The organism is Enterobacter sp. Ap-1006, from assembly GCF_011752835.1.
GTDB lineage: Bacteria > Pseudomonadota > Gammaproteobacteria > Enterobacterales > Enterobacteriaceae > Cedecea.
The window spans coordinates 23,865-40,851 of record NZ_VWWU01000007.1 but is presented as its reverse complement, the minus strand read 5'-3'; the positions used below and the strand labels follow the sequence as shown (position 1 = coordinate 40,851).

The following is a 16,987-nucleotide window of genomic DNA, read 5'->3' as shown; positions in this document are numbered from 1 at the left end:
AACGCTGCCGGACGTAGCGAAAAACCGTATAATCCATTAAGGACTTTTGCGGAAATTGCACAAATGAAAGATCTGAGCCAGATAAATGCGCGCTCAATGCGCCTCTTCCTTGCCGTTATCAGCGAAGGCAGCTTTTCAGAAGTGGCCCGCCAGGAGAACCTTTCCCCCTCTTCCGTTTCCCGCACCGTAATTCAGCTTGAGCAATCGCTGGAGACACAGCTGCTTTACCGCAACACGCGAGCCGTGGTCGCCACCGAGGCGGGGAATATTTACGCCGCAGCGTTCAGGGAAATGCTGAGCCAGCTTGAGCAGGCGCAAAACCAGATTGGCGAGCGCCGCCAGCAGCCCGGCGGCGTGCTTCGCTTCAACGCGCCGGTGTCTTTCGGCCTGCGTCACATAGCCCCGTGGATTGCTGAATTCAGCGAACGCTACCCGGCACTGCGGCTGGAGCTAAACCTGGCCGATAACTACATCGACCCGTTGGCGGACGGCACCGATCTGCTGCTGCGTATCTCGCCGGTGCAGGACAGCTCGCTGCACGGGCGTTTTATTACCCGCCAGCGCGCTTATCTGGTCGCCAGCCCGGACTATCTCGCACGCTACGGCACGCCGCAAAAGCCCGAAGAGTTGCACAGCCATAAACTGCTGGCCTACCGTGGTCTGATGGGCCTTCAGCGCTGGTATTTCACGCAGGGAGAAGAAAAAATACAGCTAACGCCGGAGCCTAAAATCGTTTCTGGCAATGCTGAGATGCTGGTGAAAGCAGCAGAAGATGGCGCGGGGATCGTGCTCTTCCCGGACTGGCAAATCAGCGATGCGCTACGGGCCAGGCGGCTTATCCCGATGATGACGGATTACACCGCGTCCTACAGCGCCACGGACCATTCACTCTATATGCTCTACCCCGGCGGGCGTTTTCCGTCGCTCAACACCCGCACCGCAATAGACTTTTTTATGGCGAAGTTTGGCTCTCCGCCCTACTGGCAGGACGCTTAACTCGTTTATCGCCAATCCATTGCATAAACTCGCCGACGTGATTAGCCCACAGATCCGGGCGCGTCATGGTGAAATGCCCCGGCGATGTTGGCGTGCCTGCCTGCACCACGTAGCGGCCCTGTTTTAGCTTCGGCACTTCGGTTTCCAGCACGCGCAGGCTGTCCGGGTTGAACTCGTCATCCGAAAAGTTCAGCGCATACAGTTTGGTGGTGATTTTGTTCAGGTCAGGCTGCGGGTTATAGCTGAAGGAGGATTTGAGCGAATAAATCACATCGTTGGTGTCGATATGGTTGGCGGTGAAACGGTTGTTCGCCAGGAACTTGTCCGCCGCGGCCCCGTCCGGGATCGTTCTTTGCAGATCCGGCGCGCTGTCGATCATCATTCGCAGGATGTTGTAGCCCTGAAGCCAGCTCTCGGGTGCCTGAGTATAATTGCCGTTGTGCCAGGCCGGATCGGCTCGCACCGCGTCCACGATCATTCTGCGCCACAGCAGATTACGCCCGGAGACCTTGATCGGCAGCGACACCACCGGCATAACACCGTCCATCATATCCGGGTACGCCACCGCCCACTGCCAGGCGTTCATGCCCCCCATCGACATCCCTATCACGGCATGCAGATGCTTAATGCCCAACGTTTCGGTCACCAGCTTGTGCTGCAAATCAACCATATCGCCGTAATCGTAGTTGGGGAATTTAGCCTTTAAGCCGTCGCTCGGCTTACTCGACTGACCATGGCCAATGCTGTCGGCAAAAATCAGATAGTAGCGGCTCGAGTCCAGCGGGCGGCCTGGCCCGTAGAGGGATGTGGTCCAGACAGGGCTCAACAGCGCCCGGCTGTCCGCCCCCGTCCAGTGCAGCACGAGGATCGCATTATCAATCTCTCCCTGCGCATTTCGGTGCGCTTTCCCGAGCGTGGCGTAGTGCAGTTTCACCTGAGCCAGCGTTTCGCCATCCCGAAACTTGTAGTCATTGAATACGGCATTGGCCTGATGTGCCGCCGGGTTGAGCTGAGTATCCCAGGGAGCCGCGGGTGCTGCTGCGGGGGCGGCAAATACGGGGCTGGAGAGCCCGGTACCGGCCAGCAAAAGGCTTAACAACAGACTGATTTTCGTAAGGGTACGCGTAGATTTCATCAAGATTCACCTGGGTAAATGAGCGACGGTTCTCTGGCATCGGGCTGTTTAAAACTTGCCCTTTCACCATCAACTCTTATAATAAGAGTAACAATAAAAAGATCAACTACAGCGTAACCATTGGCCGGAGGCAGAGATCCGGCTATAGACTGTTACCGGGTCCACGTTGATGAAAAATAAGGAACGCTATGCGCTCGAAAGGTTTTGAAGGTATGACCTGCTCCATCGCCTGCGTGATGGGAGCCTTAGGCGACCGCTGGGGAATGCTGATTATGCGGGACCTGTTTTTAGGCCTCCGCCGCTACGACGATTTTCGCCGCTCCAGCGGCATCACCAATGCCACGCTGTCCGACAGGCTAAAAGTGCTTGAAGAGCAAGGGTTGATTACCCGGCAGCGCTACCAGACGAGACCGGATCGCTACGAATATTTGCTCACAGAAAAAGGGCGGGATATCGGGCTGGTGCTGCTGAGCATGATGCAGATAGGCAGTAAGTGGAATATCCCGGGCCTTGTGGGGCCGTCGCTTTTCATGGTGGACGGCAGCAGCGGCCATAAAGTGAAAGTTGCCCTCGTGGATACCGAAACCGGGCAGCAAGTTTCGCCGCAGGACGTCATGGTGGAGTTGGGGCCGGGTGCCGACGACCTCACCCGCTGGCGTGCTGCAGGCCGAATCAGAACCCCCGAACCGAGCGAGAGCTAAGTCGGGGACGATCCTTGTAAAGCGCAGAGAGAAAAGTGATGAAAATACTGGTGGTTGGGGCAGGTGCAATCGGGGGCTATTACGGCGCAAGGCTGATTCAGGCTGGCGCTAACGTGACTTTTCTCGTTCGGCCAAAACGGGCTGAGCTGCTGGCAAAGCAAGGGCTGCGGCTGGAAAGTAGTTTGGGCGATTTCAACGCCCCGGTTAACGCAGTCACCCGGGAGAGCCTCCGGCCGGACTACGATCTGATTTTGCTCAGCTGTAAAACTTACGATCTGCAGGCGGCTATCGAGGACATTACCCCCGCAGTTGGCCCTTCTACCGCTATTTTGCCTTTCCTAAATGGCATCTCGGTTTACGACGAGCTTGACGCTCGCTTCGGCCGCGATCGAGTGCTCGGCGGCGCGGCATATATTGCCACCACGCTTAACGCCAACGGCGAGATCAAACAGATGGGTGCGGCGGATCAAGTTGTTGTCGGCGCGAGATCGCCCGCAACGCTTGATGTAGCAAAAGCTGTTTACGCGCTTTTAGCCTCTTCCGCGGGCGCACGCGTCCTGTCAGATAACATCATGCAGGCGCTCTGGAACAAATGGGTGATGCTGGCTTCCGGCGCGTTGATGAACTGCCTGATGCGCGGCACGGTTGGGGATATCCTGGCGACAAAGGACGGCGAGGCGCTGATGAAACAGGCGATTTCGGAGAGCCTGAGCGTCGCCGCAGCGGAAGGCTATGCGCTACCGAAGGCGGAAATCACCAGCATTGAAAAACGCCTGCTGGATCCACAATCCGCCTGGGCCGCCTCGATGATGCGCGACATTGCCAGCAACGCGTCACGCCTGGAAGGTGATGCGATTGTCGGCGACATGATTACCCGCGCCACCCGGCACGGCCTGAACGTGCCGCTTTATCGGGCGGCGTACTGCCACCTCCAGGTTTATGCCCACCAGCGTACTCCGGGTGCGGCAGTTCAGCAGCCGTTCAAATAACGAGGTTGTATGGAGCTTCTCGCTAACGAGTGGACGCAATTTGTCGCGGCGCCGTCACAGGGGCTCCAGGGCCTGCACGCCCATTTTAATAAGCACCGCTACGAGCGCCACTCCCACGATTACTTTGTGATCGGCACTATGGACGTCGGGGCCTCTAAAGTGGGCTTGGGCCGCGGATCAATCATCGCCCCTGCAGGCAGCGCGATGATCGTGAATCCGGGGGATGCCCACGACGGCAGCGTTTACTCCGAGCAGGGGTACACCTATAGCATGCTCTACGTGCAGCCCTGGGTTGTGGACGGCATTGCCCACGAGCTGGAACTGGATCCCGGCTACGGACTGTGCTTCACCAGCCCGATCCTGAGCGATCCTGATATCGTCGCCAGGCTGCAAACGCTACACCGCACGCTGTTTCAATCGCAGGATAACTTAGCGCTGGAAGTGCTGCTGATTGACGCATTAAAACCGCTGCTGAGCCGCTATTCCACGCGCCGCTTTACCCCGCAGGAAGAATGCCACGAGCCGCGAATCGCCAGGGTGAGAGAGCTGATTCACGCCAGCTTTGCTTCCACGCTGACCACGGAAGATATGGCGCAGGCATCCGGGCTGAGCCGTGTCCGCCTGAACCAGCTTTTCCGTGCCGCTTATGGCCTGTCGCTGCACGCCTACCTCAACAGAGTCCGCATGGATGCCGCCAGGCAAATGCTCCGCGCGGGCCAACCTGCTGCAGACGTTGCCACCGCCGTTGGCCTGTTCGATCAAAGTCATTTGATTCGCCGCTTCAAAGGCTGCTTCGGCATCACGCCCGCACAATTTGTTAGCGCTCATTTTTCAGATATCCAATACGGCCACCGCTGACCTTTTCATACTCCTGCGTTTTAAGGTTCTTACTTTCTTCGGAGCAGAGTATGTCTCATTCCACGGATTCACCGTCCGTCAGCCAGGCCAGCGCGCGAGTGTCCGCCTGGGTCATGATTGTGATTGGCGCGGGAAGCGTGCTGTCGTCGCTCGATCTGTTTGTCGTCAACCTCGCTTTCCCGGCTATTCGCGATAGCTTTGCCGGAGCCACTAACCAGGCGCTGTCCTGGGTGATCAGCGCCTATTCCATTGCCTTCGCTGCGTTTCTGGTGCCCGCAGGCCGAATAGCGGATATTTACGGCCGTAAGCGTATCTTCAAGGCGGGTCTGGCGGTGTTTTCGGTGGCGAGCATAGCCTGTGCTTTTGCCCCGGATGTTATCTCGCTGATTTGCGCGCGGGGCCTGAAAGGCGTGGGCGCCGCGCTGATGATCCCCACCAGCCTGGGGCTGCTGCTGGCGGCGTACCCAAAAGAGCGCCATAAGCAAATGGTAGGGATTTGGGCCGCTACCGGCTCAGTTGCCGCCGCACTTGGCCCAATGCTCGGCGGAGCGCTGGTGAATATCGACTGGCGATTGATCTTCCTGATCAACCTGCCGGTGGCAATCCCGGCGCTGTGGCTGAGCAAGCACCTGACGGAAACAGCGGTCATTAAAAGCCGCTTCCCGGATATTCTCGGCTCGCTGATGCTGGTTGCGGGGCTTGCACTGCTGGTGGCCGGGATCTCCTGGGCCAGCGACTGGGGCCTCGCCAGCGCCAGGCTCTGGACGGTGTTGGGCGGGGCGTTCATCTTCCTGACGCTGTTCGTTCGTCGCTGCCTGACGCAACCTTCCCCGGCGCTCGACCTGCGGGTATTCCGCGTGCCTGCGTTTACCCTCGCCACGCTGGGCATGGCCTTTTTCTACATGGGATTTGCCATCATGCTGCTGGGCGGTAGCCTGTATCTGACCCAGATCTGGCACTGGCCGACCGTCGAGGCAGGCGCCGCTTTTGGCCTCGGCCCTGGCACCGCCGTTGTCGCGGCGTTGATCGCAGGCAGAACGGGCCTTTCTCCTAAAAAACTCACCATCGCCGCCGGTATTTTATATGTGATAGCCGGCCTCTGGTGGCACAGCGCCCTTAATGCCGCCCCCAATTATCCACTTGCCTACCTGCCTGCGCTGGTGCTAACGGGGATTGGCGCGGGCATCGGCCAGACAGGATTTATCGCAGGCGGTACGGCGGCGCTCCCGGGGCAGCAATATGCCACCGGCACCGGGATCATTAACACCTCGCGGCAAATTGGGGCCGCCATAGGCGTGGCGGTGTTTGTGGCCGTGTCCGGCAGCGCCGTTGCCAGCGAGCAGTACCACACCGCGTGGCTGCTGATGTCGCTTTTCGGGCTTATCGCCTCGCTGTCAGCGCTGCTGCTAAGCGCGAAGCGGTAGCGCTTATTTTTCCAGTAAGCCCAGGCGAATAAAACTTTCGGCGGTGGCGACAATCGCCTCCTCCGGGGAACGCGGTGCCCAGCCGAGCAGGTTCACCGCTTTCGCATTGGTCACGTTCATGTCCACGCCCAGCAAAGTCAGCGATCCTTTCATGCCCGGATTTTTGTGCGCCGCCAGGCGCACCATCCAGTCCGGCAGCGCGAGGGTGGAGACTTTGCTGGCGGCGTCACCAAGGTGTTTACGCAGGATTTTCGCTACCTCAACCATCAGCAGGCTTTGGCCGGAACTGGCAAGGAAGCGCTCGCCGTTGGCTGCCGGGTGCGTCATCGCCAACCAGTGCAAGTCGGCCACGTCGCGCACGTCCACAAAGCAAGAGTTGATGTTCGGGTTGCCTTTTTGCCCATCCAGCATGTTTTTTACCAGCCGCGTGGAGTGTGAAAAATCAGGTCCCAATACCGGCCCCATCACCGCCACCGGGTTCACCGCCGACAGCTCCAGGCCACGCCCCTCTTTCTCCACAAAGTCCCAGGCGGCTTTTTCCGCCAGCGTTTTCGATTTCTGATAGGGCCACACTTTGCCGGACACGTCGCTCCAGTCCGTTTCATCAAACGGACGGCGATGGCTTGCCGGGTGCCCGACGCCAACGGCCCCAAAGGCTGAGGTGAGGACGACGCGCTTAACCCCAGCAAAGCTTGCGGCGCGGAGCACTCGCAGGTTGCCGTCTACCGCAGGTTTGATCCAGTCTTCGTCGGTGGCGTGGTTACCTGAAGGCGTCGGCGATGCGCCATGCATCACGTAGCGGCACCCGGCCATCGCTTCAGCCCAGCCTTCATCCTCCATTAAATCTGCAACGAAAAAGGAGAGACGTTCGCCCGGTTCACAGCCGCCCTCTTTCAGGTTGTTGAGCACTTCTGCTTTACGGTCAGCGGAACGCACGGTGGTGCGAACTTCATAGCCTTTAGCCAGCAGCGTAATGATGCAGTGCTGGGCAATAAATCCGGTTCCGCCGGTAACCAATACGCTATCTTGTGTCATGCTTCTGTCCTCTGTGGCCTGGCAAGCAGGCGGTATACGTTCACTTGCTGCGCAGAATAAAACCAGCCAGTCGGATTTTGAATGCTTGATAGTCCGTTCTACTTGCGTAATAGTACGGAAATGCATACCGACCCGTTTTCTGAAATCCTCAAGTTTGCCGACGCAGAGTCGCTGGTCACCGGCGGCTTTACCGCGGGCGGCGACTGGGCGCTTCACTTCCCCCCGCCGGATAAAATCAAGTTCTTCGCCATCGTCAAAGGCAGTTGCTGGGTGATGCTCGAAGGCCACCCGGAACCGATACATTTTTGCACCGGCGACGTCGGCCTGCTGAATGCCAGGCGGGCGTTTATTGTCGCCAGCTCACCGGAAATCAAACCGGTCGATGCCATGAGCGTTTTTAAGGCCGGAGAGCGGAACTACGCCGCTCTGGGGGAAGGGAAAGAGTTTGAGTATATGGGTGGCCACGTCCTGCTGGATCCTAATCGCGGGCAGATGCTTGCTCAGGTGTTGCCACAGTGGATCCACATCCCGGCCATATCCCCGCAGGCGAGTTCGTTCCGCTGGCTGCTCGATCAGCTGATTGTCGAAAGAGAAACGGCCCAGCCCGGCACCCAGCTCGCCTCCGCGCAGCTTTCGCAGTTGCTGTTTATTCAGATTCTTCGCGCCCATTTGCAAACCAGCAGTTCGCTTCCGGCAGGTTTGCTGCGCGCGCTGGGAGATGCCCGTCTTGCGCCGGCACTCAGGCTTATTCATTCCAACCCGGCACGCGGCTGGCGGCTGGAAGAGCTCGCCAAAGCCTGCGCCATGTCGCGCACCACATTTGCGGAGTATTTCCGTAACGTATCGGGCATTACGCCTGTAGCTTATCTTACCCAGTGGCGCATGCGGCTGGCTGAGAAAGCGCTGCGCGAACAGGCGGATCAAATCGCCATGGTGGCCCAGTCGCTCGGGTATACCTCGGAAAGCGCTTTTAGCAACGCCTTCAAGCGCGAAACCGGGCTGTCGCCAAAAGCCTGGAGAAACGCCGCCCGAAGCACGGTAAGTTAGAAACAAAAAACGCCGCACGGTCGCGGCGTAAACCAGTAAAACTCGCTATTTGATCTGCGAAGAGACTCGCCATAAGTCCACGCCGCCTTCGGTGGCATACCGATCGATCTCAGCCAGTTCCTGTGCACTGAACGCCAGGTTATCCAGCGCCTGCAGCGAGTCCGCCAGTTGCTCAACGGTACGCGCCCCAATCAGGGCAGAGGTGACTCGTGAGTCACGCAGAACCCAGGCAATAGCCATTTGCGCCAGCGTCTGCCCGCGGCTTTCCGCCACGGCATTCAGTGCGCGTATCTTGTTGAGATTCTCGGCATGCAGCATGCCTGCAACGCGGGAACCCTCACCGGCGGCACGCGCGCCCTGTGGCATCCCATTCAGATATTTTGACGTCAGCATGCCCTGCGCCAGCGGTGAGAAAGCAATGCAGCCGCTGCCCAACTCAGCCAGCACATCCAGCAGCCCGTGCTCGATAGTCCGGTTCAGCATGGAGTAGTTCGGCTGGTGGATGAACAGCGGGACTTTCTCTTCGGCCAGGATCTGCGCCGCCTGACGGGTCAGCTCCGGGGAATAAGACGAGATCCCCACGTAGAGCGCTTTGCCCTGGCGATGCAGCTGCACCAGCGCACCCATGGTTTCTTCCAGCGGCGTATCGGCATCCACGCGGTGGCTATAGAAGATATCGACATAGTCCAGCCCCATTCGCTTCAGGCTTTGCTCGCAGCTGGCAATCAGGTGTTTTTTCGTGCCCGTTGGGCCGCCGTAGGGGCCAGGCCACATATCCCACCCAGCCTTGGTGGAAATAATCAGTTCGTCACGGTAAGGGGCAAAATCTTTCGCCATCCAGCGGCCAAAGTTCTCTTCCGCCGACCCCGCCGGTGGGCCGTAATTATTCGCGAGATCGAAGTGGGTAATGCCGTTATCAAAAGCGTGACGCAGAATAGCCCTGCCGGTTTCAAAAACATCCACCCCGCCGAAGTTCTGCCATAGCCCCAACGAAATAAGCGGTAACGCCAGGCCACTTTTCCCCGTTTTACGGTACTGCATATTATTACTGTAGCGAGATGGCGACGCACTATAATTCATAACGCATTCCTCATGGTGAAGAAAATATCAAGGGCAAGTTCGCATTAAATGAATAATGCAAAACTTATCGAGCAGAGGTAAATACCAGGCAACAAATCACCGGAGTTATTTAAAAGGGATTAATCAATGAATGAATATTTAGGGCGAGATAAATACTCATTGCGAAATCTATTTTCGCAGCGTATCGTTAATCTGTAAAATTCATTATTGAGATTGCATTAATCTTTACTGGAGATAAATGATGGAGCTGCGCCAGATTCGGCATTTTATTGCCGTTGCGGAACATGAAAATTTTACCCGGGCCGCGCTCAGCATGCATATCGTGCAGTCGGCGCTCTCCACCTCTATCAAGCAACTGGAAGAAGAGCTGGGCACCCCGCTGTTTATTCGCTCCACGCGCAAAGTTCGCCTGACCATGGCCGGGAAAGTATTTCTGCACTATGCCCGCACCATCGGCCATTACGTGGATAAAGCGGTCCAGGAAGTGGATGCGATTGTCTCCTTAAAAACCGGGACGCTGTCCATTGGCACCGTACAAAGCGTGCCGCCGTTTATTGATCTCCCCGAATTGCTGGAGACATTTATCCGCAAGTTTCCCGATTTTGAGGTCAAGCTTTGCCAGGGCTCTTCTGAAAGGCTAAATGAAAAAATCCAAAACCAGCAAATCAGTCTCGCCATTATGCCGGTGGAAGAGGTCTCAGACCGGCTGGCCTCGCGCATCATCGCCTGCGACGAAATGGTGCTGGCCTTCGCCCACGATTTTCCCGGCCTGCCCCCAGAGGGAGAAGCCATCGCGATGGAAGCGCTTGCCGGCCTGTCATTTATCGACTTTGAATCGGGCCAGGGCACGCGCAAGGTCAATGACGGCTGCTTTGCCCTGCGGGGCTTAAGCCGAAAAATCACCTTTGAAGTCAGCGATCTCGATACGCTGCTCAGCCTTTTAGAGCGGAAAATGGGGGTGGCTCTGCTCCCGGAAGAGGTGGTTATGGCGCGCGGGAACAGACTGACGAGACGGAAGATCAGCAACGCAGACCTATGCTGGGAGCTGGCCGTGGTCTGGCTGAGCGACAGCCCGGGCAGCCTGAAGGTTCACGACCGCCCGGTACAAGAGTTTTTGGACATTTTAGGCCCGGCAGAAGAAGAAGCCTGATCTTCCGGGTTCGTCAGGAACCATTTGCGGCTGGCGGTACAGAGAGGCGCCTCGCTTTGGCGGTCAGCGCAATCCCGGCCAGCAGAATAGCCACCAGCCACAAAGCAAGCTGCAGCCCAAGCCACCCGCTCAAAGCACCGATTATTACCGGCCCCAGCAACATGCCGGTATAGGCCATGCGGGTCACCAGCGCGATTTCTTTACTGGCATCGCCTTCCCCCTGCGAGGCCGCAATAATAAACATCAGCGGCACAAGCGTCGAAATGCCCAGCCCCAGCAGTAAAAAGCCGACCAACGCATTGCCGGGCGAGGACGACAGCAGCACGATACTCATGCCAATAAACCCCAGCGTGGCCATCAGCGACAGTAGCGTTTTCTCGCGTACTGCGCGACGGAGCGTGTCGCCGCTAAAACGCCCGGCCGTCATCCCCACCGAGAAAAAGGCGTAGCCTAAATAGGCGCGGCTCTGTTCAGGGTGAAGAAACTCCTGCATATAGAGCGTGCTCCAGTCGTAAATGGCCCCTTCACACAGCAAAGCCAGGAAAGCCAACACCCCTAATACCCAAAGCGACAGTTTTCCATCAGTTTGCCTGACCTCTGCCGTCGCGTCTTCCACGGCCGGCGCCGTTTCAGGCAGCGTTCTGGCCAGCAGAAAAGAGACTACCGCGGCCGCAATCAGCACGACGGATAGGTAGTAAAGCGCCGAGAATGTGAGCCGATGCGACAGCAAGCCTGCCAGCGACCCGCCTATTCCCCCGAGGCTAAACATTCCGTGCAGCTTCGACATAAATTTATGCCCGCTGGCCCGCTCCACAGCCGTCGCTTCCACGTTAGTCGCCACGTCAAGCACTGCCAGAGACAGGCCAAACGCCATCAGTAACAGGCATGAGGCCGCGAAGGAAGGACTAAGAAATACCAGCCATAAACTTAACGGATAAAGCACGCTGAACAGCCCAATAGCTTTTTTGGCCCCCATCGATGAGACCCACAGCCCGAGGCGTTTCATGGCCAGAATTGCCCCCAGCGACATCGAAAACAGCGCGATGGATAAAAGGCTGTTACTCACCTGGTGGGCTTCTTTCAGCCAGGGAATAAAAACGCCCCAGGTAGAGAAAATAACCCCGTTAGTGAAATAGAGCGCAAACAGCGTCAGCGCCGATTTTTTATAGGATTGCATAATTTTTGACTTAATTTTCATAACAGAAAAGAGAGGCCCAGGGCCTCTCTTAGATTACAGCGCAACCCTGGGCGACTTACAGCCCCTGAATTTCGCGCCATCCTTCCAGATACGTTTTTTCCGCCGGTGACGGCAGATCCAGAGCCAGTTGAGCGCGATGCCAGAACGGATAAATGGCCGCCGGGCGCCCCGCCGCTTCGATTTTCAACATCTGTGCTTCGGTGAGCGTCAGGTGAATGGAGGCAATATTTTCCTTTAGCTGCGCCTCGTTTCGCGCCCCTAACACGAGGGTATCGACGTTCGGGCGCTGCCTGACCCACGCCAGCGCCACCTGTGGCACGGTTTTACCGCACTCCGCCGCCACTTCCTTCAACACGTCAATCACCTGGTAGAGCCGGGCACGATCGCTGATATGCGGCTCGGTCCACGTCGAGCCCTGCCGGGTACCGTCCTGCGGCGGCGTCTCGCGGTCTATGCGCCCGGTAAGCAAGCCTTCCCCCAGCGGGCTCCAGATCATCGACCCGATCCCCATCTCTTTGCCCCCCGGCAGCAGCTCATATTCAGCGTCACGGCCTTCCGCCGTGTAATAAATCTGCTGGGCCACCGGCACGGTATAGCCCAGTTTCTCCGCCAGATATTTGGTTTTCGCCAGCTGCCAGCCGCTGTAGTTAGACACGCCCCAGTAGCGGATTTTACCGGCCAGCACCAGCGAATCCATCACTTCCAGCGTCTCTTCTACCGGCGTTACGCCGTCCCAGCCGTGGATCCAAAAGAAATCCAGCCAGTCCGTTTTCAGCCGGGTGAGGGACGCATTCACCTGCGGGATGAGATGCTGACGCGATGCCCCGCTGCCGTTCGGGCCTTCATGCATGCGAAACCGGGCTTTGCTGAACAGCAGCCAGTCGTTGCGCTGCCCCTGCAGGGCCTCGCCCAGGATGCTTTCCGCCTGGCCAAAAGAGTACAGGTTGGCGGTATCAATCGCATTTATCCCCGCCTCGCGGGAGAGCGCGATCATCGAGGTGGCCTGTTTCACGTCCACGCTACCGGCGCGGTCAAAACCAAAATCGCCGCCAAAAGTCAGGGTTCCGAGTACATATTGCGAGACTTGCAGGCCGGACTGGCCCAGATTGACATACTGCATGGTGACTCCCGTAAAAATATCATTCACTGCCAATTTATGGCGTTATGCCTTCCAGTAAGCGGTAATATCTGGCGCCAGGCCATTTACCGGATCGTTTTTTGGAAACGGCAGGGAGGCCATCCGCGCCTTCATTTCGGCGGTGGGCGCCTCCCGGCAAATATCAAAGCTTTGCCCGGCCGGGTAAGCCCCGACCACCAGAAAATCCTCGCTGGCCGACAGGCGGCAATGCCCAATCCCTGCGGGCAACAGCACCACATCCCCGGCGTTGACCGTCACTTCATGCCCCTCAGGGCCCCCCAGCATCAGGCGCGCCGTGCCGCCTGCAAACCCCAGTACCTCATGCGCCGTTGAGTGGTAGTGGTGGTAGTCATAAACCCCGTTTCGCCATTGCGGAAACCACTGATTCGCAGCAAAAATCGCCTCCATGCCGGAGGCAATATCTCCCCGGGTCACCACGTTTCTGTAATGCAAAACCGGCAGCCTTGAATTATTGGGCACCCAGCCGTTGGCGATAATTAATGTGGCCTCCGGGGTGATGCCCGAACTGGCCCAGCCGCGGCCGGGCGTGAGCGATATTCCTGCCCCGGCAACCAGGACCGATTTAATAAAATCTCTTCTGTCGAATGTGGCCATAGCAATGTATTCCCGCGTTGTGGTCAGAAAAAAGAAATGCGCCAGCGCCGTTGGTACCTGTCTAGCATAGCCAGAAGGATTTATTTTTTAAGTAGATTATTTAGATGGGAATTATCTATTCTGGAGATAGCATATTCAGGGCGTGGGATAAAAATAAAATCAACGCAGTTTGTCAGGCCCGTCAGTTGGCGTTCAATAAATGGGTGCCTATGCCCCAGCGCTGTAACTCGATCCCCGAAGCGGTGACGGCCAGCAGGCTATAGCTGCAGTTTTGCTGGCCGTAGCGGCTAAGCTCCTCCCCCGGGGCCGCACCTTTCAGCTGCCAGAGAAGAATTTCCAGCGCCGCGCCGTGGGTCACGACGGCCACGGCGTCATCCACGTCTGAAAGCGGCAATGTTTTAAAAAAATCGAGCAGGCGATGGCTGACCTCAGCGACGGATTCTCCCTGAGGGATCCGTGGCAGAGGGTCGCCGACGGACAACTGGCGCATCGCGGCGGGGTATTGTCTCCGGGCCTCGTCCAGGGTCAGCCCCTGCAGCAAACCAAAATGGCGTTCATGCAGCCTTTCATCCGTTGTTATCGGGCAGGTAAAGTGGCCGGCCAGCACGCCGGCGGTGTTTTGCGCCCGCAAAGCCGGCGAGGTGTAAACCTGAGTCACAGGGAATTCAGACAGGGCCGCAGCCAGCGCAAGGCATTGCCGGAGACCGCGGGCGGTGAGCGGGCTTTCCAGTCTGCCCTGAATCATGCCCTGTTGATTGCCTTCACTTTCCCCATGCCGGACCAAAATTACTCGCACACGCTTTCCTTTGTTAACGTTTTAATTTAGCATTTACTTAATTTAGAATTATCTAAAATAAAAATATGCAACCCGATCTCTCCCAACTTCAGGCCAGCGCGGAGGCAGCCGCCAAACTGCTAAAAGCCATGAGCAACCCGAAGCGTTTGCTCATTCTGTGCCTGCTGCTCGACTCCCCCGGCACCGGCGCCGGGGAACTGGCCGCCGCCGCAGGGCTAAGCCCGTCGGCCACCTCTCAGCACCTGGCGAAAATGAAAGATGAAGGGCTGATTGAATATAAACGCAGCGCTCAGCGGGTGCTCTATTTCATTAAAGAGAGCGCGGTACGCGAAGTCATTGCCGCCCTGAAAGCGATTTATTGTCCCTAAGGAGTACCATGCCAGTTTCAACCATCTTGCCAGAAGAAGCGAAAAAGCTCATTGCCAGCGGTGCCGCGCTGATCGACATCCGCGAGCCGGATGAGCATGCCCGCGAGAACATTCCCGAAGCGCATCTGATGCCGCTTTCTGCCATTGAAAACGGCGCCAGGCTGGGGCCGCTAGATCCTCACGACGTGGTGATTTTCCACTGTCAGTCCGGAATGCGTTCTTCTCAGCATGCCCAAAAGCTGGCGGCGCTTGCCGAACCGGCCCAGGTCATGCTGCTGGCCGGGGGCCTCGAAGCATGGAAAAAAGGCGGGCAGGAGATTCTGGCGGATAAAAGCCAGCCCCTGCCAATCATGCGGCAGGTACAAATTGTGGCGGGGACGTTAATCCTGCTTGGGGTCGTGCTCGGGTACAGTGTAAATAGCGGATTTTTCCTGCTTTCCGGCTTTGTTGGAGCAGGTTTATTGTTCGCAGGTATCAGCGGATTTTGCGGTATGGCACGTCTACTGGCCTGGCTGCCGTGGAACCGCCGTTAGCGTATCTTGCTTTATCCGCCTCAATTTCTGATCTATGGTTATCAGGCGGCAAAACCGCATTAAATTCCCTTAGCATTCAGAGGTTTTTCTATGTTCAAACCAGGTGATGTGGTGCAGCCCAAACAGGGCGGCCCTAAGCTACAGGTGGTCGAGGTTCAGGGAGAGGATTTGATTTGCGTCCCGGCCGCGACCTTAGGTGCGGATCAACTGACGCTGAAAGCAGATTCGGTTTCGCTGTACCAGGAAGAAGGCGATTTCGGCGTTTGCTAAACGACAAAAAAACGGCGTGAGGTTAATCACGCCGTTCTTCTCAATAAAAGTGCCCCTATCCTTGTCGTCGCCATTCATAAACAACCGGGCACGGCGGCAATCCAGGCCAGCAATCAATAGCCCTTCTCATAACCCGCAAAGAAACATCGAACCACAACGTCCGCGTTGACCTCTTTCAGAAAGTCAGCCACCGACTCTTTATCCAGCTGATAGCGGCGAGTTAGCACCCCGGCTTCCCAGGCTGCGCGCTGGCGATCGCCGGTCTGCTCGGCCATATGGTGAGTAAAGCCCAGCACAAATCCGCGTTTGTAATCCGCGCAAAAACGCTCCACGTTAAGCGCGCTGTCGGCCTGTCGGGCTTTCATTCCGGCCATCAGCCCCTTACCAAAATGGTTATCCATCAGCGACTCCTTATCACTCGCTATATAAATAATTATATAACGATTTTATCCGCGATGGGTATCCCTAAAACCCAGGGTTTTAGGGGGATTTTGTGCTTTAAGACACAGTTAAATCATCTCTTTGATAATCATCAGAAAATTAAAATGAGAACCACAAAATCAGGAAATGCCAGCGGCAAAGTGTGTTTCAACGCACTTTATCGACAAAAAACCTATAAATAAAAATTTATAGCTAATTGATGAAAACATTGCAGTGACATACTCTACGCCCAGTGATTTACATGTTTTATAACACCAATAATTAGCCATAAAAGTAGCGCAAGCGACTACTTTTAAACCGGAGTCAACATTATGTTTTCCCCTGAGTCACGCTTACGCCATGCCGCCGCAGATATTTTTGCAATGGTAGTGTATTGCTCGGTAGTGAACATGATGATTGAGATCTTCCTCTCAGGCATGACCTTCGAGCAGTCGCTCTCTTCCCGCCTGGTCGCCGTGCCGGTCAACATTATTATCGCCTGGCCCTATGGTTTCTACCGCGATGCCTTTATGCGTACCGCGCGCCGCCTGACCCCGGCGAGCTGGGCGAAAAACCTGGCTGACGTGCTGGCTTATGTGACTTTCCAGTCCCCGGTTTACGTGCTGATTTTATGGAGCGTGGGCGCTGACTGGCACCAGATTGTGGCCGCCGTGACCTCGAACCTGTTGGTGTCGATGATGATGGGTGCCGCTTACGGCTACTTCCTGGATTTCTGCCGCCGACTGTTTCGCGTCAGCGGCCAGATGGGCGTGAAAGCGGGCGCCTGAGTCCCAACATGCAAAGGCGACTGGCCTGAAGCCAGTCGTTCACTTATTCAGACTCGCCAAATAACCCTGTCAGATATCTTTCCAGCGCAATACGGGAACTGAAACCATGCGGAATACCGTAGTGCTCGTGCGTTTCGCCGGCAAGATAGAGCGGGAACTGCTGGTAGTGATCGCAGGTTTTCATCTCTGAAGCCGGTTCGGCCAGCGACTGGCTGCGCTCTCTCAGGGTAGGGTGAATAATCAGAGCGGTACGCCCCATGCGCGCTTCGCGGTTAACATAAACGTAATTCTCACCACGACGGTAGCCGTAGGTTTTTGCCGTTACCACATCCATGGTAAAACCCGATTTCTCAAGCACTCGGGCCACCTCATCCGGTCGTAAATACATAGATTTTCCTCGTCATCATTTACTGCATCGCAACCATACAATAAGCAGCATTGGCAAC

The 16,987-nt window shown here is 56.8% G+C and carries 20 protein-coding genes; 11 read left to right on the top strand and 9 right to left on the bottom strand.

Annotation, left to right across the window (positions count from 1 at the left end):
* Nucleotides 1–63 precede the first annotated feature (63 nt).
* Nucleotides 64–996 (top strand): LysR family transcriptional regulator, encoded by a 933-nt coding sequence (locus F3J28_RS19870; RefSeq protein ID WP_166879075.1) that lies wholly within the window; start codon nucleotides 64–66, stop codon nucleotides 994–996.
* Here the strand turns inward: F3J28_RS19870 and F3J28_RS19865 are convergent.
* Nucleotides 953–2,131 carry an alpha/beta fold hydrolase gene (locus F3J28_RS19865; protein WP_166879072.1) on the bottom strand — a complete coding sequence of 393 codons (1,179 nt, stop codon included), beginning with the start codon at nucleotides 2,129–2,131 and terminating at the stop codon, nucleotides 953–955. The genes F3J28_RS19870 and F3J28_RS19865 overlap by 44 nt on opposite strands.
* 188 nt (nucleotides 2,132–2,319) lie before the next feature.
* Here F3J28_RS19865 and F3J28_RS19860 point away from each other — a divergent pair, with 188 nt between their 5' ends.
* Genes F3J28_RS19860 through F3J28_RS19845 form a run of 4 tightly spaced genes read left to right on the top strand, consistent with a single transcriptional unit; the run spans nucleotide 2,320 to nucleotide 6,103 of the window.
* Complete coding sequence (locus F3J28_RS19860) at nucleotides 2,320–2,832, top strand: winged helix-turn-helix transcriptional regulator (protein ID WP_166879070.1); 513 nt, start codon at nucleotides 2,320–2,322, stop codon at nucleotides 2,830–2,832.
* Nucleotides 2,833–2,870: 38 nt separating this feature from the next.
* Nucleotides 2,871–3,821: a ketopantoate reductase family protein gene (locus F3J28_RS19855; RefSeq protein WP_166879246.1), complete on the top strand. Its 951-nt coding sequence runs from the start codon at nucleotides 2,871–2,873 to the stop codon at nucleotides 3,819–3,821.
* Nucleotides 3,822–3,830: 9 nt separating this feature from the next.
* The gene (locus F3J28_RS19850; protein WP_166879067.1) at nucleotides 3,831–4,679 is read left to right on the top strand and encodes a helix-turn-helix transcriptional regulator; all 849 of its coding nucleotides are present in this window, start codon (nucleotides 3,831–3,833) and stop codon (nucleotides 4,677–4,679) included.
* A gap of 50 nt (nucleotides 4,680–4,729) precedes the next feature.
* The gene (locus F3J28_RS19845) at nucleotides 4,730–6,103 is read left to right on the top strand and encodes an MFS transporter (RefSeq protein ID WP_286178370.1); all 1,374 of its coding nucleotides are present in this window, start codon (nucleotides 4,730–4,732) and stop codon (nucleotides 6,101–6,103) included.
* Between the two features lie 3 nt (nucleotides 6,104–6,106).
* Here F3J28_RS19845 and F3J28_RS19840 read toward each other — a convergent pair whose 3' ends face one another.
* On the bottom strand, nucleotides 6,107–7,138 hold the full coding sequence (locus tag F3J28_RS19840; RefSeq protein ID WP_166879064.1) for an SDR family oxidoreductase: 1,032 nt from the start codon (nucleotides 7,136–7,138) through the stop codon (nucleotides 6,107–6,109).
* Between the two features lie 81 nt (nucleotides 7,139–7,219).
* Between F3J28_RS19840 and F3J28_RS19835 the strand changes: the two genes are divergently transcribed.
* Nucleotides 7,220–8,185 (top strand): AraC family transcriptional regulator, encoded by a 966-nt coding sequence (locus tag F3J28_RS19835; protein ID WP_166879059.1) that lies wholly within the window; start codon nucleotides 7,220–7,222, stop codon nucleotides 8,183–8,185.
* A gap of 45 nt (nucleotides 8,186–8,230) precedes the next feature.
* On the opposite strand, the gene mgrA is transcribed toward F3J28_RS19835, so the two are convergent.
* Nucleotides 8,231–9,265, bottom strand: a complete 1,035-nt coding sequence (gene mgrA / locus F3J28_RS19830; protein WP_166879057.1) for an L-glyceraldehyde 3-phosphate reductase — start codon at nucleotides 9,263–9,265, stop codon at nucleotides 8,231–8,233.
* A gap of 238 nt (nucleotides 9,266–9,503) precedes the next feature.
* Here mgrA and F3J28_RS19825 point away from each other — a divergent pair, with 238 nt between their 5' ends.
* A complete protein-coding gene (locus F3J28_RS19825; protein ID WP_166879054.1) occupies nucleotides 9,504–10,415 on the top strand; it encodes a LysR family transcriptional regulator in 912 nt (303 codons plus the stop codon).
* Nucleotides 10,416–10,428: 13 nt separating this feature from the next.
* On the opposite strand, the gene F3J28_RS19820 is transcribed toward F3J28_RS19825, so the two are convergent.
* The 4 genes from F3J28_RS19820 to F3J28_RS19805 form a co-directional block, all read right to left on the bottom strand.
* Nucleotides 10,429–11,592 (bottom strand): MFS transporter, encoded by a 1,164-nt coding sequence (locus F3J28_RS19820; protein ID WP_166879051.1) that lies wholly within the window; start codon nucleotides 11,590–11,592, stop codon nucleotides 10,429–10,431.
* A gap of 76 nt (nucleotides 11,593–11,668) precedes the next feature.
* On the bottom strand, nucleotides 11,669–12,733 hold the full coding sequence (locus tag F3J28_RS19815) for an aldo/keto reductase (RefSeq protein ID WP_166879048.1): 1,065 nt from the start codon (nucleotides 12,731–12,733) through the stop codon (nucleotides 11,669–11,671).
* 42 nt (nucleotides 12,734–12,775) lie between these two features.
* A complete protein-coding gene (locus F3J28_RS19810; protein WP_166879045.1) occupies nucleotides 12,776–13,366 on the bottom strand; it encodes a cupin in 591 nt (196 codons plus the stop codon).
* A gap of 181 nt (nucleotides 13,367–13,547) precedes the next feature.
* Nucleotides 13,548–14,162: a histidine phosphatase family protein gene (locus F3J28_RS19805; RefSeq protein WP_166879043.1), complete on the bottom strand. Its 615-nt coding sequence runs from the start codon at nucleotides 14,160–14,162 to the stop codon at nucleotides 13,548–13,550.
* Nucleotides 14,163–14,227: 65 nt separating this feature from the next.
* Here F3J28_RS19805 and F3J28_RS19800 point away from each other — a divergent pair, with 65 nt between their 5' ends.
* From F3J28_RS19800 to F3J28_RS19790, 3 genes are all read left to right on the top strand, one after another.
* The gene (locus tag F3J28_RS19800; RefSeq protein ID WP_166879040.1) at nucleotides 14,228–14,530 is read left to right on the top strand and encodes an ArsR/SmtB family transcription factor; all 303 of its coding nucleotides are present in this window, start codon (nucleotides 14,228–14,230) and stop codon (nucleotides 14,528–14,530) included.
* Between the two features lie 8 nt (nucleotides 14,531–14,538).
* A complete protein-coding gene (locus F3J28_RS19795; RefSeq protein ID WP_166879037.1) occupies nucleotides 14,539–15,063 on the top strand; it encodes a rhodanese family protein in 525 nt (174 codons plus the stop codon).
* Nucleotides 15,064–15,153: 90 nt separating this feature from the next.
* Nucleotides 15,154–15,333, top strand: coding sequence for a GDFGVC terminal motif YodC-like protein (locus F3J28_RS19790; RefSeq protein WP_008458219.1), 180 nt, complete (start codon nucleotides 15,154–15,156; stop codon nucleotides 15,331–15,333).
* A gap of 113 nt (nucleotides 15,334–15,446) precedes the next feature.
* Here the strand turns inward: F3J28_RS19790 and F3J28_RS19785 are convergent, their stop codons facing one another.
* Entirely contained in the window at nucleotides 15,447–15,734 is a 288-nt protein-coding gene (locus F3J28_RS19785; RefSeq protein WP_166879035.1) for a DUF2623 family protein, read from the bottom strand.
* Nucleotides 15,735–16,085: 351 nt separating this feature from the next.
* Here F3J28_RS19785 and F3J28_RS19780 point away from each other — a divergent pair, with 351 nt between their 5' ends.
* A complete protein-coding gene (locus F3J28_RS19780) occupies nucleotides 16,086–16,541 on the top strand; it encodes an L-alanine exporter AlaE (protein ID WP_039297511.1) in 456 nt (151 codons plus the stop codon).
* A gap of 43 nt (nucleotides 16,542–16,584) precedes the next feature.
* Here the strand turns inward: F3J28_RS19780 and F3J28_RS19775 are convergent, their stop codons facing one another.
* Nucleotides 16,585–16,929, bottom strand: a complete 345-nt coding sequence (locus F3J28_RS19775; RefSeq protein ID WP_008458222.1) for a DUF2002 family protein — start codon at nucleotides 16,927–16,929, stop codon at nucleotides 16,585–16,587.
* Between the last annotated feature and the right edge of the window lie 58 nt (nucleotides 16,930–16,987).